The 14,122-nt window shown below is 41.9% G+C and carries 12 protein-coding genes; 11 read left to right on the forward strand and 1 reads right to left on the reverse strand.

The annotated features are described in order from the left end of the window. The first annotated feature begins 28 nt into the window (after nucleotides 1-28). Complete coding sequence (locus JU57_RS04990; protein WP_037957748.1) at nucleotides 29-796, forward strand: hypothetical protein; 768 nt, start codon at nucleotides 29-31, stop codon at nucleotides 794-796. A gap of 74 nt (nucleotides 797-870) precedes the next feature. On the opposite strand, the gene JU57_RS04995 is transcribed toward JU57_RS04990, so the two are convergent. Further along, complete coding sequence (locus tag JU57_RS04995) at nucleotides 871-1,701, reverse strand: LysR family transcriptional regulator (RefSeq protein ID WP_037957749.1); 831 nt, start codon at nucleotides 1,699-1,701, stop codon at nucleotides 871-873. Nucleotides 1,702-1,812: 111 nt separating this feature from the next. Here JU57_RS04995 and JU57_RS05000 point away from each other — a divergent pair, with 111 nt between their 5' ends. From JU57_RS05000 to JU57_RS05045, 10 genes are all read left to right on the forward strand, one after another. After that, the gene (locus JU57_RS05000) at nucleotides 1,813-3,063 is read left to right on the forward strand and encodes a 3-isopropylmalate dehydratase large subunit (protein ID WP_037957750.1); all 1,251 of its coding nucleotides are present in this window, start codon (nucleotides 1,813-1,815) and stop codon (nucleotides 3,061-3,063) included. A 10-nt stretch (nucleotides 3,064-3,073) separates the two neighbouring features. Beyond that, on the forward strand, nucleotides 3,074-3,598 hold the full coding sequence (locus tag JU57_RS05005) for a 3-isopropylmalate dehydratase (RefSeq protein ID WP_037957757.1): 525 nt from the start codon (nucleotides 3,074-3,076) through the stop codon (nucleotides 3,596-3,598). Beyond that, nucleotides 3,589-4,503 (forward strand): alpha/beta hydrolase, encoded by a 915-nt coding sequence (locus JU57_RS05010; protein WP_037957758.1) that lies wholly within the window; start codon nucleotides 3,589-3,591, stop codon nucleotides 4,501-4,503. The genes JU57_RS05005 and JU57_RS05010 overlap by 10 nt, the downstream gene beginning before the upstream one ends. Nucleotides 4,504-4,708: 205 nt before the next feature. After that, complete coding sequence (locus tag JU57_RS05015; RefSeq protein ID WP_051906647.1) at nucleotides 4,709-5,176, forward strand: CreA family protein; 468 nt, start codon at nucleotides 4,709-4,711, stop codon at nucleotides 5,174-5,176. A 629-nt stretch (nucleotides 5,177-5,805) separates the two neighbouring features. After that, nucleotides 5,806-7,128: a TolC family outer membrane protein gene (locus tag JU57_RS05020; RefSeq protein WP_051906612.1), complete on the forward strand. Its 1,323-nt coding sequence runs from the start codon at nucleotides 5,806-5,808 to the stop codon at nucleotides 7,126-7,128. Nucleotides 7,129-7,172: 44 nt separating this feature from the next. Next, nucleotides 7,173-7,814 (forward strand): transglutaminase-like cysteine peptidase, encoded by a 642-nt coding sequence (locus JU57_RS05025; protein WP_037957770.1) that lies wholly within the window; start codon nucleotides 7,173-7,175, stop codon nucleotides 7,812-7,814. Further along, nucleotides 7,811-9,769: a LapD/MoxY N-terminal periplasmic domain-containing protein gene (locus tag JU57_RS05030; protein ID WP_037957780.1), complete on the forward strand. Its 1,959-nt coding sequence runs from the start codon at nucleotides 7,811-7,813 to the stop codon at nucleotides 9,767-9,769. The genes JU57_RS05025 and JU57_RS05030 overlap by 4 nt, the downstream gene beginning before the upstream one ends. Nucleotides 9,770-9,771: 2 nt before the next feature. Further along, the gene (locus JU57_RS05035) at nucleotides 9,772-11,940 is read left to right on the forward strand and encodes a type I secretion system permease/ATPase (protein ID WP_051906614.1); all 2,169 of its coding nucleotides are present in this window, start codon (nucleotides 9,772-9,774) and stop codon (nucleotides 11,938-11,940) included. Continuing rightward, a complete protein-coding gene (locus JU57_RS05040; protein WP_037957790.1) occupies nucleotides 11,937-13,265 on the forward strand; it encodes an HlyD family type I secretion periplasmic adaptor subunit in 1,329 nt (442 codons plus the stop codon). The genes JU57_RS05035 and JU57_RS05040 overlap by 4 nt, the downstream gene beginning before the upstream one ends. 1 nt (nucleotide 13,266) lies before the next feature. Next, the gene (locus tag JU57_RS05045) at nucleotides 13,267-13,878 is read left to right on the forward strand and encodes a response regulator transcription factor (RefSeq protein WP_051906615.1); all 612 of its coding nucleotides are present in this window, start codon (nucleotides 13,267-13,269) and stop codon (nucleotides 13,876-13,878) included. Nucleotides 13,879-14,122: the final 244 nt, after the last annotated feature.

Genomic DNA, 14,122 nt, shown 5'->3' on the forward strand with positions numbered 1-14,122 from the left:
ATGTATTTTGATGGGGGAGTAATAGTTTATGAAAATACTCTCTATTTTAGGTGCTGGCTGGTTAGGCTTAGAACTTGCTCACACACTGAAAGACCACTATACTATCAAGCTTGCTGCGCGTAATGAAGAAGCGAAACGCATTCATATGGACTTAGGCTTTGAATCTTATGTCTTAACGGAAGGTGTGTATGATAACCTTGATGTATTACTCTCGTGTGAGTATCTGTTTATCAACTATCCTCCATCCAAATTTAAGGATTATCTTCATTTTATAAAGAGACTCTCGCAGCACCCATCTTTTTCAACCATTGAGAAAATATTTTTTGTAAGTTCGTCTTCTGTTTACCCTAAAACGCCTGGCGTTTATAATGAAAACAGTGAGATAACATCTTCATCAAATCCGTTATATTATGAAGCAGAAAAGAGTCTTTATGGAAAAGTGCATGTTATTTTTCGATGTGCTGGGTTAATGGGAGCTGGTCGCATTGCTGGTAAATATTATTCCAACAAACCTGTTAAGGATGGAAAGAGCCGCGTGAATCATGTTCATCAAATGGATGTCATTCGCGCTGTTATCTTTGCAATGGATCATTCTCTTGAGGGCATTTTCAATCTATCGGCTCCTTTACATCCCACAAAAGAGGAACTTTATCGCCATCAGTGTGAGCAGTGTCAGTTGATCCTTCCACTTTTTATAGACAGTGTAGAGTCTAATCAACGCATTATTGAAGGTTGTAAGCTTGAAGATCTTGAATTTGAGTACCTGTGTAAAAATCCAATGGAGTTTATTCATTAATATTTTGTGCAAATATACACTTTAACCTAAAGAAAGAGGACACTCAATCAATGAAGGTTACATGTAAGCACAAACTAGTGTAATTGCATCTGCTTTAAATAATCCCCTATGAAAGGAATGGAGTCCTTTCTGCACACTAAATGGGTCTCTAAATTGCACGCATTGGGTGGGAGTTTGGTTAAGATGAGGTCATCGGTATAATGGTATTTATCGACAATTGTTTTTGACAAAAACGCTCTTCCCATGCCGGCTTTAACGCAGCCTAGCATCACTTCGTAATTTTCTAAAATGATCGTCGTGTACTCCGTGTTTCCCAACGCTTCCCAGTACTGCTTAAAGAAGTTCAAGTGCGTGCTTTTTTCGCGATAGCCTATGATGCAGTTTTGACTCGTTTTATGTTTGGATTCAACCATGTAGAGATCATCGCTGAATTCATTTAAGATGATGATGTCTTTATGGTTCGGATCGCCTGTTATGAACGCAATATCGACTTTATACTCCAAAAGAGCGTCAATGACCTGCGGTGTTCCATTGGCAAAAAGTTCGATTTGCATGGTAGGATAATCAAGTGAAAGCTTTTCGATAAAGGTCAAGAGGCGAATAATGGCATTGGCTTGGCTTGTTCCAATGCGTAAAAGCGTCTGCTCTGAGATATTTTTCATTTTTAAAATGGTTTCTTCCACTTTGGTAACAATATCAAGCGCATAAGGGTAGAGTTTTTCTCCCTCATACGTCAAAATAACACCTTTTGGTACACGGTGAAAAAGAGGGTAGCCCAGTTTTTTTTCAAGTTGTTTAATGCGAAGCGTGACATTGGATTGCGTAAAATAGAGCTCTTGCGCCGCCAATGAGATGCTTTGATGCTTGGCAACCGCAACGAAAATCTTGAGTAATGATGAATCCATATTGCTCTCCTTTATATTGTATATAATTATGTATTATTTGCTTTTAGATAACTACTTGCAATACAATAACCAAAAGAAATTTGAAAGTAACTGAAAAAGAGGAGAGGCATCATGCACGCAATTGAGAAGCTATTGGCGAAAAAAGCAGGGTTGACGTCTGTCAAAGCGGGTGAGATTATTAACTGTGAAGTCGATATGGCAGGCATTAACGATCTGTATTTACAAACGATTCGCTCTTTTTATGAAATGGGTGGCGTTAAAGTGCATGACCCAAGCCGTGTGATTATGTTTTTAGATCATTATGCACCTGCTTCAACGATCCTGCAAGCCCAAAATCAGAAGCAGTTTCGAGAGTTTTGTTGGGATCAAGGCATTGATCTTTTGATGGACATCGACCAAGGCGTGTGCCATCAAGTCCTTGTCGATAAAGGGTTGTCGTACCCCGGAGAGATCGTCGTTATTACCGACTCACACACTACGACGCATGGCGCGTTTGGCGCGTTTGGAACGGGTGTGGGAGCGACGGATTTGGCGATCATTTTAGTGACAGGAAAACTGTGGTTTAGAGTCCCCGAAATCATCAAAATCAATTTTGAAGGCAAACTCCCCAAAGGCGTTTACGCCAAAGATGCCATCTTGCATGCCATTGGCGAACTAGGAGCGGACTATGCTGTTTACAAAGCGGTTGAGTTTGGTGGCTCGATGTTGGAGCATCTTAGCATCTCAGAGCGTATGGCACTGTGCAATATGAGTACCGAAATGGGCGCAAAAACGAGCTACATTCAGCCTGATGCCATTACGATGGCGTTTTTGAAAGAGAGAGTAGCGCGTCCTTACGAGATTTATCATACGGACGCTGACTTTCATTATGCGGATGAAGTCACGTTTGATGTGCATCACCTCAAACCGCAACTCGCAGCTCCTTCCAGTGTGGATAACGTCTACGATTTGGGTCAATTTATCGGTCGGCACATCGATCAAGCCTATTTGGGGTCGTGTACGGGTGGAAGGGCTGAGGACATCGGCATTGCAGCGCGTATTTTAAAAGGAAAAAAGGTTGCATCTCGCACACGTTTTGTCATTGTGCCTGCGTCTAAAGGCGTGCTCCTTGAATCAATGGAGAAAGGGTATGTGCAAACCCTCGTTGAAGCAGGTGCTACCTTTGTGACCCCTGGGTGTGCAGCCTGTTTGGGAACGCATGAGGGGATGCTTGCCTCTGGTGAGACCTGCATCACCACGACCAACCGCAATTTCCCTGGGCGCATGGGTGACACCAAAGCGGAGATTTTTCTAGGTTCTCCTGCAGCAGTTGCTGCTGCGGCTTTAATGGGCGAAATCGTTGACCCAACACTTTACATGTAAAGGATAAAAAATGCAAAAATTATTAACAGGCAATGCCTTTGTCTTTGGCAATAATGTCGATACGGATCAGATTTACCCAGGGCGTTTTGTGGAGTTTACCGATGTGGAAGATGTCGCCAAGTATGCGATGTTTGGAGCTGATCCTGAGTTTACATGTAACGTTAAAAAAGGCGATTTTATCGTTGCTGGATCGAACTTTGGCTGTGGTAGTAGTCGTGAGCATGCGGCGATTACCCTCAAAGCGGTTGGTGTGGGTGCGATTATCGCGGAGTCGTTTGCGCGTATCTTTTATCGCAATGCCATCAATTTAGGACTGCCCGTGTTGGTGTGCCCTTTGATTTCAAAACTCGTCACATCAGGTGCCACTGTGCAGGTCGATCTTTTAAGTGGCGAAATTTGCGATGAAACGGGCAAAATTGCACAGGCAGAGCCGATGTCAGAATATACGCTGCATATTCTTGAAAGTGGTGGCATTAAATCGTTGATTAAAAAACAGATGGAGCTTAATATGGAGGAGAGAACGTCATGGCTATAACGGATTATTTTCAAGGGTTTGAGCGTATGATGATAGATGTGGGCGATGTGTCGATCCATACGCTTGTTGGAGGCGAGGGCAAAGAGGTCATTTTACTGTTACACGGGCATCCTGAGAACTATCTTATTTGGCGAGACATTGCTCCCGATCTTGCGAAGCGTTACACTGTTGTAATGACCGATCTTCGCGGATACGGTGATAGCTCAAAACCCAAAGGGTTACCCGATCACTCGAACTACTCCAAACGTGTGATGGCCCTCGATCAAGTGAAGGTGATGGAGCATTTAGGCTTTAGTGAGTATCACATCGTAGGGCATGACCGAGGGGCTAGGGTGTGCCATCGCTTGATGCTGGATCATCCCGACAAAGTGTTGACCTGTACGATGATGGATATTTTACCGACGTACGATATGTATGAGCGCACCAACAGAGAGTTTGCGACGAAGTATTGGCACTGGTTTTTTTACATTCAGCCTTTCGATTTTCCTGAGCGATTTTTAGGCGCTGATCCTGATTATTTTATTCGCAATAATTTGCTGAAAAAAGCTTCCCCTGAGGCACTTAAAAACTTCCCAGAAGATGTTTTACAAGACTACATCCGATGCTATTCTGACCCTGCGACGGTGCATGGGATCAGTGAAGATTATAGGGCGGCTGCGAGCATTGACCTTGAACATGACATCGTTGATCGCTCCACCAAGATCAAAACACCGCTTTTAGTGTTGTGGGGCGCGAATGGTGTTGTGGGAAAACTGTGGGACATTCTTCAAGGGTGGAAAGATCGTGCCGAAGATGTCAGTGGCTTTGGGCTTTTGGATTGCGGTCATTTTGTGCCTGAAGAGAAGCCTCAAATTGTGTTGGAAGCGTTAGGCGCTTTCCTAGAGCAAAAACGTAAAAAAAGTTAAATCATTGTAGTGATCTTACGTAAACGGTAAAATTAAGCAAGCATTCTGAAAAAGAGTTCTATTCTAAGTCTTTAAAAGCATTGTAGGTGACTGCATTTTGGCTGTATCACCAACGCCAAATGAAGTGCAGAATCAGCTAAGTGGTGTTTAGGGCTTGCAATATAACCAAACTAAGGAATTCAAAATGAGGGATAGTGCGATAAAAATGTATCGTTTAGGGATGGCTTTTATCTGTTTGGGCTCATGTGCTTTTGCAGAGGAGATTGGGTCGGTCAATACGGCTTTTGTTCTCTTGGGTGCCAATCATAAAATTGTGATTGAAGCATTTGATGACCCCAAAATACCTGGTGTTTCGTGCCATCTTTCGCGTGCAAAAACGGGCGGGGTGAAAGGCTCTTTGGGGATTGCGGAAGATACGTCGGATGCTTCGATCGCGTGCAGGCAAACAGGTGTTATCACATTGCCTCAAACGATTCAGTCCAAAAAGAGTGATGGTGAACGCGTTTTTAAAGAGTCAACATCGTTACTGTTTAAGCATGTGCAGGTGGTTCGCTTTTACGATGCCAAACGCAATACGCTTATTTATCTGACCTACTCTGACAAACTCATCGATGGTTCACCCCAAAATGCGATTTCAACGGTGCAAATTACCAATAGTATTTTTGAAAAATAATTGCGTCTAAAAAGCGTGGTTGAAGGAGAAAAAACACTCAGAATGGGGGCAATCTGAGTGTCGAAATTTAACTTTGGAAGATCATTACAAAACAAATTGGCGTTTTTGTTTTGTAATGAAAGTATAAATGAAAAACTTTAACGGTTTGATAATCTAGTGTGAACCAAATGTTAATCATGAATGAAAACCTATGCTAATAGGCTTACATGTAAAGAAATGAGAGAGGCAGTTTTAGCCTATTAAAGAAGTGACGGAGAGGGAGTATGGTAATCTGTTTTAAGATTTTCTTACCTCTAAATGTGGCATGAAGGGAGATAAAAAAGATGAAATACACGAAGATTATAGCGTTATTTGAGGAGTGAAAGGAGTGCAATAACGTATAAATTAAAAAGAGATTTAAATCGTCTTTTAATAAAAATAGTGAAGAATATTACAAAAAGATTACAGCATAATTTTTAGTGACAAAAGGCTTTAAATAGGGCTTGTGAAAGCAAATTGTCACACATAAATACTTTTGAGACTTATAATCCTCATTTTCTATTGCACTTGGAAAAATAATATGATACAATTGCTCAATCGATGAATAGGGTTCTGTATTATTTTGGTAAGATCAAACAAAGGGGGAGATTATGAATCTCACAAAAGCATTAACTTTGGCAGCGATATGTTTTCCAGTGTTCGCTTTTTCTTTAACATTAGAAGAAGGCGCAAAAACGATTCTCGAATCAAGTCCTAAAGTAAAGGAGAGTGTCGAGAATTTCAATGGAGTGAAGAAAGAGTATAACATTGCAGAAAATGGATACCTTCCAACACTTGACTTGGTTAGCTCCTACGGGCATCAGACGTACAAAGAACCAGGAGCGGGTAAACTTTCCAGTGTCACCGATGAGACTTCATTGGTTTTAAACCAAAATCTCTTTAATGGCTTTGCGACAGAAAATACCATCAAACAACAAAAAAATAGACTCGAAGCGGCATCGTTTGGCGTAACGGAGAAAGCCGATAGAACACTTTTGGCGTATACCAACGCATACATTATGCTTTTAAAAAACAAAGAGCTTTTGGATCTTGCACGTGAAAACGCACAAACCCATGAAGCGATCTACAAACAGATTAAAGAGCGTTCTGATTCAGGTTTTGGTCGTCTCTCTGAGACACAACAAGCCGGTAGCCGTTATACGCTTGCACAATCCAATGTGATTTCGCAAGAAAACAACTATAAAGACGCCGTTTCAACTTTTGAAAAACTCTACGGTCAAAAACTCGATGCTAAAGACCTTGTAAAACCAGACTTTGCAGCGACTGTTCCTGTCAGTTATGAAAAATTCAATGAAAAAAGCTTTACATGTAACCCTTCCATTAAGATGCAAGAAGCCAATGTCAGACTTGCAGATGCTTTGTATGAAGGCTCTAAAGCAGCGTTTTACCCTAAAGTTGATTTTGAACTTGCCGGAACCGTTGGTCATGACCTTGATGGCGTTGATGGACGTTATGAAAACACCTCCGCGCTTTTAAAATTCAGATACAACCTGTATAACAAAGGTGCTGACATGCTCACCAAAGAGAAGTACACCATTTTGACGATGAAAGAAAAAGAGACCTTAGCCGCACTTGAACGTGATCTTAAAGAGAGTGTTAAGTTTTCATGGGAGAGTTATGAGTCGACTCAAAAACGTATTGACCTTTTGCAAGAACACAAAAAATTTAGCCAAGCAACACTCAATGCGTACCAACAAGAGTTTGCAATTGGTAAACGCGATTTGATTAACCTTTTGGATGCCGAGGGCGAATACTACTCAGCACGACAAGCCCTCGCAGAAGCAGAAGCAACGTTGCTATACGCCAAATACAGAATCTTAGATAACATGGGTGTTTTAACCGACTATTTTGATGCTTCATTTGGGCAAACCTATGATGTTCAAACATGCTCTCATAAAAGTGTCTCATTTTAATGAGCAGACTTTAGGGAGATGGGCTAAAGCCCCAGAAACGAAGGATGCGTAAAAAGCTATTTTTAGTTATTATCTTTGTTGTTTTAACACTGTATGCAGGACAAGAATTTTTTACACAAGAAATCCTCAAAAAAGTTGAAACAAAATACGGAGGCTCTGCGAAGCGAAGAGTTGAGGCATTAAACACGCTGCTGCTCTCGCTTCAAACTTCTAGGGAATCTGAGAAGCTTGAGAAGGTCAACGCCTTTTTCAACCAGATGCAGTTTGTATCCGACGAATCCCTTTGGAAGCAGAAAGATTACTGGGCGACACGCATGGAGTTTATTGGGATGGGTGCGGGTGATTGTGAAGATTTTGTGATTGCGAAGTATTTTACGTTAAAGCAATTAGGCATTTCAACAGATAAGCTTTTTTTTACGTATGTTAAGGCTATAAAATTTCAACAAGCTCATATGGTTTTAACCTATTTTGAGACACCCACTTCTGTTCCTCTTGTTTTAGACAACATCAATTACAAAATTTTACCAGCAACACAGAGAAACGATCTCGTGCCTGTTTACAGTTTTAATGGTGATGCGTTGTATCTTGCCAAGCAACAAGGATTAGGGCAAATTGTCCCCTCCGGTATGCAGAAAAATAAAAAATGGTTTGATTTGATAGATAAGATTAGGAGAGAAGAGCAATGACCCTTTTTAAACAGATAATTATTGTTTTGTCCATTTTTCAGACAGTGATTTTTGGCGCTGTGATGTGGTTCAATTTTAACAGTTCCAATGAATATGTCAAAGAACAAGCGTACACGGACGCGCTTCATACGGCGAATTCACTAGGCTTGTCCATCAGTTCGGTCGCAAGTGAAGATGACACTTCCATGGCTGAAACAATGATTAATTCCGTGTTTGACAGTGGTTATTATGAAAAAATCACCCTAGAAGGAATGAACAAAGAGATTTTGGTTGAAAAAGTCCAAGAGGTCATTGTAGCAGACGTGCCTGCGTGGTTTGTTAAAAATATTAAAGTTGAAACGCCTGTCGCTAGTTCACAAATCATGCTAGGATGGACGCCTTATGGTATTATCTCCGTACAGCTCAACAGTGGGCATGCGTACCGTCAATTATGGACGATTTTTAAAGAAGTATTAGCTGTTTTTATCGTCGCTTCATTTATCGGCTTTTTCTGCTTGCAACTCATCTTAACCATTGTGTTGAAGCCTCTCAAACGGGTCAAAGAGCAAGCCGAAGCTATTTTGGAGAGCGATTTTATCCTTCAACATGACATTCCGTTTACCAAAGAGCTCAAAAACGTTGTTTTTGCGATGAACAGTATGGTGAAAAAAGTCAAAGAGATTTTTGAAAAAGAGGCGGATGCGGTTCGTCGTTACCATGAAATTCTCTACCAAGACACGGTCACCAAGATGTACAACCGTCGTTATTTTAACATCAAACTCCAAGAGTACCTCTCCAGCGAAGCTAAAAATGCGCAAGGGGCGTTGATTTTGGTCTCGTTGAATGATTTTGAGCGTTTGAAGGGAAAATTGGGGTATCAAAAAAGTGAAGCGTTTATCAAAGAGATGGCATCGTGCATTACGATGGCGATTAGCAATCAAAAAGAGTATGTCAGTGCCAAACTCAGTGACACCGACTTTGCTATCTTAGCGCCTGCGACGTCACAAAGTTCGTTTGAGCTTCTTTGCGAAGAGATCAATGCGATGGTGAAAAACCTGACTAAAAATTATGAACTCAACGAAAAAGAGCATTTTATCAATATCGGGTATGCCAAGTATTTTGCTAAGTCCGACTCCAAAGAGCTCTTCTCTAAAGCCGATTTTGCGCTGACCTCTTCCAAAGCCAGAGGTGCGTTTAGCATCAACAGTTTTGTGGAACAAGCAGGCGATTCGCAACTCGTGCTTGGTAAAGAGGCGTGGACACAAGAGCTTAAAAATGCGATGGATCAAAAACGCTTCAAACTCGCTTATCAAAATGTGGTGGCTATTCATACGGTCGCCTCAGAGTTTCACAGCGAGCTTTTCTTGCGTTTGGAAGATTATAATGGGCATCTGCACAATGCAGGCTATTTTATGCCGATGGTGATGGAGCTTAAACTAGGCGCGCAACTGGATCATTATGTAATTCAGCGTGCCATCGAGGTTTTGCGTGAAAAACACTTTACATGTAAAGCGATTTGTATCAACCTTGGGAAAGATATTTTTATGCAAAGTAACGACTGGGCGTGGTTGGAAGACAGTGTGGAGGGCTTTAAAAAACTGGGCATGGAAGGGCTCTATTTTGAGATGCCAAGTTCCTTAGATATGCCGATTGAAATTTTGATCAAATTTTCAAAATACCTACGCAGTTTTGGATACGGATTTGGAATCGATAACTTTGCGATTAACAGCGAAAGCCTAGATGCAATTCAGCAGATCAATCCTGATTACATCAAGATTCAAGCCTCATACATGATCGATCTTTTTGGTAATGGTCTGGATGCACCGAACCGAAGCCTTGGCATTATCACCGATAGTATGGAGATAAAAGTCATCGCGACCAATGTTGAGAACAGTACCCAAAAAGAGACATTAGAGAAAATGGGTGTCAAATATATCCAAGGCAGTTTTATCGCCGAGCCTAAGATCATAGGATAAATATGCAATCTGAAATCGAAGTCAAACAAGATTATAAACAAGATCCATTGCTATCGTGTTTAGTGCTTTTTACAAAGCTACACAACATCCCGTACAGTGCTGAAGCGTTGATTGCGGGTTTGCCGATTGAAAAGGGGTTTAGCTCTGTGGAGCTTTTTTCCCTTAAAGGTGGCTCAAAGTCACTCTTTTCACGCGCTGCAAAACGTGCAGGATTTCTCACAAAGTTGGTCAAAAAAGACCTAGCGGATCTTTCTCCTTTGGTGCTTCCGTGCATTTTGATGCTTAAAAACCGCTCGGCGGTGATCTTGGAAAGCTTTGATGAGACACGCAAAAAAGCCAAGATTATTCACCCCGACATTGGTGAGGGTGAAAATTGGGTCGATGTAAGCACGTTAGCGCAAGAGTATTTGGGCTTTGCCTTTTTGCTCAAAAAAGAGTTTATGAGCCAAGAGAGTCGAAGTCAGATGATAGATCATGATGGGAGCAGTTGGTTTTGGGGAACACTGAAACGCTCTAAGCAGATCTATATTGACGTGATTTTAGCCTCGTTGGTTGTCAACCTTTTTGTGCTTGCCAGTCCTCTTTTTACGATGAATGTGTACGACAGAGTCATTCCCAATAATGCGGTCGAAACCTTATGGGTGCTCTCTTTGGGGCTTTTTGTTGTGTATATTCTGGACATTGTCCTCAAATTTGTACGTTCGTATTTCTTGGAAATCGCAGGTAAAAAGGGCGATGTGATTATGTCCTCCATCTTGTTTGAAAAGGTGATGGATCTTAAAATGGCGTCGCGCCCAAAATCGGTAGGTGCTTTTGCAAGCAATTTACGCGATTTTGACTCGATTCGCAATTTTTTCACCTCTTCAACGCTGAGTGCGATTATCGATCTTCCCTTTGCGCTTATTTTTCTCCTTACGGTCTATTTTATCGCAGGGGCGTTGGTGTTTGTTCCGATTGTCTTAATGTTGTTGATTTTGCTCTATACGTTTATGGTTAAAAAGCCATTGCAGCAAAGCATTGAGAGTACGTACATGGCATCTGCGATCAAAAATGGCATTTTGATTGAGAGTCTTAATGCGCTTGAAACGATTAAAACGCTCTCTGCAGGAGGTCATGCACAGTGGCGATGGGAAGAGGCGAGCGGCGAGATCGCCAATCGTGGCTTAAAATCTAAGATTTTATCAAACTCCATTACAACGATTACCTCGTTTCTGGTTCAGCTAGATACGGTCGTGGTGATTTTAATTGGTGTGTATATGATCAAAGAGGTTGAACTCACTATGGGTGGACTCATTGCCGCAGTCATTCTCTCGTCACGAGCGATTGCACCGATGGGACAAGTGGCGGCACTGATTTCAAGTTTTGAGCAGACACGTACCGCTTATAACGCGCTTGATAACATTATGAAACTTCCCGTTGAGCGTCCGAGTGGTAAAAAATTTGTCAGACGTGAGCGCTTTAGTGGAAGAATTGAATTTAAAAATGTCTCTTTTGCCTATCCTGAGAGCAATAAGCAAGCCCTTGAAAATGTTTCTTTTAAGATCGAGGCAGGTGAAAAAGTGGGCATTTTAGGTCGCAATGGCTCGGGTAAAACAACCGTTGAAAAGTTGATTTTAGGGCTGTATGCCCCTGATAGCGGTTCTGTTTTGGTCGATGGCATCGACATCAACCAGATCGATCCTGTGGATTTGCGTAAAAATATCGGCTATGTGCCTCAAGATGTGGTTCTTTTTAACGGTACAGTGCGTGAAAATATCGTCTATAAAGCGCCGTATGTTGATGATGAAACGATTTTGAAAGCGGCAAAAATGGGTGCAGTCGATGAGTTCATTGATGCGCATCCTTTAGGATTTGATATGCCTGTGTTGGAGCGAGGCGATGGCATATCAGGAGGGCAGAGGCAAAGCATCGCAATTGCGCGGGCTTTTTTGGTCGATGTGCCGATTATGCTTTTGGATGAGCCCACCAATTCGCTCGATAACACCTCAGAAAACCGCATTAAGCATGCGTTAAGAGAGGCTATTAAAGATAAAACAACGATTTTGGTGACACATAAAATGTCACTGTTAGATCTTGTAGACCGTTTGATCGTCATTGAAAACGGACACGTGCTCTTAGATGGTAAAAAAGAGGACGTTATTGCCAAACTCAATGGGGTGAAACACGCATGAAAAAGTCCTATACTGAACACGATTTAGAGTTTATGTCCAGCCTCAGTGAGGCGATTTTACAAAAAGCTCCGAGCTCTTCGCGGAAGATTTTGTGGGTGATTGCAGCGGCTATTTTTTGGATTATTCTTTGGGCGAGCATCGCTGAGGTCGATGAGTTGACACGCGGTGAAGGCAAAATTATTCCTTCACAACAGTTGCAAGTGATTCAAAACTTAGAAGGCGGTATTGTCTCTGAGATCTTGGTCAAAGAGGGTGACCATGTTCAAAAAGGGCAAATTCTTCTTCGCATCGATGATAAAAACTTTGCAAGCTCGTACGGTGAGAGCCGTCTGAGGTATGTTGAACTTAAAGCAAAGTCGATGCGCCTTGAAGCTGAAGCAAGCGGTCAGCCTTTTGAAGTTTCACTGGAGAGTGAAAGCGAGGAGATGAAAAAGCAGATCATGTATGAGAAAAGTTTGTACCAGTCCAATCAAGAACAGCTGATGCAAACGTTTCAAATTCTCAATGAACAGATCAAGCAAAAAGAGAGCGAGCTGACAGAGTTGGAATCGAAGGTATCTCAACTGCAAACCAGCTACAACTTGGTACGCAAAGAGGTTGAGATTATGGAGCCTTTGGTTAAAAAAGGGTTGGTCTCTGAGATCGAATTTTTGCAACTCAAACGCCAAACCAACAACATTCAAGGTGAGCTTCAAACCACGCGTCTTGCCATTCCAAGAGTTCAATCAAGCATCAGCGAGGTCAAAAGCAAACGGGGTGAAGCTGAGCTGAATTTTATGAATAAATCGAAAAAAGATCTCAATGAAGCCGTGGCGGAGATGTCGAGGCTCCAAGAAGCACAAACCAGTTTGGAAGATCGTGTGCAGCGAACGCTGGTGCGCGCTCCTGTGGATGGAACGGTGAAGCAACTTTTGGTCAACACGGTCTCAGGCGTTGTCAAACCGGGTATGGACATCTTAGAGATCGTTCCAACGGAAGATACTCTGCTCGTCGAAGCCAAGATCAAACCTTCCGATGTCGCTTTTTTGAGGCTTGGACTGGATGCGACGGTTAAATTTACCGCGTATGATTTTTCGATTTACGGGGGACTTAAAGGCAAACTCGTCTTCGTCAGTGCCGATACAATTACCAATGACAAAGGAGAGAGTTACTATTTAGTTCATATCAAAACCGATAAAAATCATCTTGGAACAGCTGAAAAACCACTGGAATTAATGGTGGGGATGACCACAACCGTCGATATTTTAACGGGCAAAAAGACCGTTTTGGACTATTTACTTAAACCTATTTTGAAAGCAAAAAATAATGCACTAAGGGAGCGTTAATATGATCATCCTCTACGCATCGCATGCCGACATTATTGACCATTGGACAGAGAGCTTAAAAGCAGAAGAGATTCGTATTTGCCACCACGAAAAAGAACTTTTGAGCTTTTTAAAATCCTTACATGTAAAGGTTGTTTTACTGCTTGATGAGCGTTGTTATGGCGACGAGATCGAGGGGTTTTTAGATCTATTGCAGAGCGAATATGCGCATGTTCACATTATGCTTTTTAGCCAAAAACCAACGTTTGTCCAAGGCTCACTTTTGCTCAAATACGGGATACGAGCGTATGGCAACACCTATATGGACCCTTTGCATCTCGAAGAGGCATTAGCGGTTGTCAGACACGGCGATACATGGCTTTATCCTGAGTTTATTCAAACGATGATTCAAACCTTGATGACTCAAAAAACATCCTTACATGTAAAGCATCATTTGCTTGAAAAACTCTCCCTCAAAGAGCGCGATGTTGCACTGCTCATTAAAGAAGGGATGAGCAATAAAGAGATTGCGATGCGTGTGGGTACGACTGAACGCACCGTCAAAGCACATCTCAGTTCCATTTATGAAAAAATTGGCGTAAAAGATCGCCTCGCGTTAGCCATCCTTCTATAGTGGATTTGGGGCATGAATAGGCTTCAAACCACACTTTTCCTTCGTTACATGTAAACACTCTCAAAACTTTTTTATTAGCGTTCTGCAAGAACGCTAAACACGCTTTTAAAGCCAAGCTCTAAAAACTACGCTAACACTTGGTTTTCCTCGGCGGAATGCCCACGCACCTTGGGTGCTTTTACTTCACATAAAATCTATTGTACCAAAGTACAATAGTCACACTTTTGTAATTGCGTTATGATCT

Origin of the sequence: Sulfurospirillum sp. SCADC, from assembly GCF_000743525.1 — a bacterium.
Taxonomy (GTDB): Bacteria; Campylobacterota; Campylobacteria; order Campylobacterales; family Sulfurospirillaceae; genus Sulfurospirillum.

Excerpts from the sequence above, each read along its gene's own strand:
- JU57_RS04990 (WP_037957748.1), top strand. The coding sequence starts at position 29 with ATGAAAATACTCTCTATTTTAGGTGCTGGCTGGTTAGGCTTAGAACTT.
- JU57_RS04995 (WP_037957749.1), bottom strand. The coding sequence starts at position 1,701 with ATGGATTCATCATTACTCAAGATTTTCGTTGCGGTTGCCAAGCATCAA.
- JU57_RS05000 (WP_037957750.1), top strand. The coding sequence starts at position 1,813 with ATGCACGCAATTGAGAAGCTATTGGCGAAAAAAGCAGGGTTGACGTCT.
- JU57_RS05005 (WP_037957757.1), top strand. The coding sequence starts at position 3,074 with ATGCAAAAATTATTAACAGGCAATGCCTTTGTCTTTGGCAATAATGTC.
- JU57_RS05010 (WP_037957758.1), top strand. The coding sequence starts at position 3,589 with ATGGCTATAACGGATTATTTTCAAGGGTTTGAGCGTATGATGATAGAT.
- JU57_RS05015 (WP_051906647.1), top strand. The coding sequence starts at position 4,709 with ATGTATCGTTTAGGGATGGCTTTTATCTGTTTGGGCTCATGTGCTTTT.
- JU57_RS05020 (WP_051906612.1), top strand. The coding sequence starts at position 5,806 with ATGAATCTCACAAAAGCATTAACTTTGGCAGCGATATGTTTTCCAGTG.
- JU57_RS05025 (WP_037957770.1), top strand. The coding sequence starts at position 7,173 with ATGCGTAAAAAGCTATTTTTAGTTATTATCTTTGTTGTTTTAACACTG.
- JU57_RS05030 (WP_037957780.1), top strand. The coding sequence starts at position 7,811 with ATGACCCTTTTTAAACAGATAATTATTGTTTTGTCCATTTTTCAGACA.
- JU57_RS05035 (WP_051906614.1), top strand. The coding sequence starts at position 9,772 with ATGCAATCTGAAATCGAAGTCAAACAAGATTATAAACAAGATCCATTG.
- JU57_RS05040 (WP_037957790.1), top strand. The coding sequence starts at position 11,937 with ATGAAAAAGTCCTATACTGAACACGATTTAGAGTTTATGTCCAGCCTC.
- JU57_RS05045 (WP_051906615.1), top strand. The coding sequence starts at position 13,267 with ATGATCATCCTCTACGCATCGCATGCCGACATTATTGACCATTGGACA.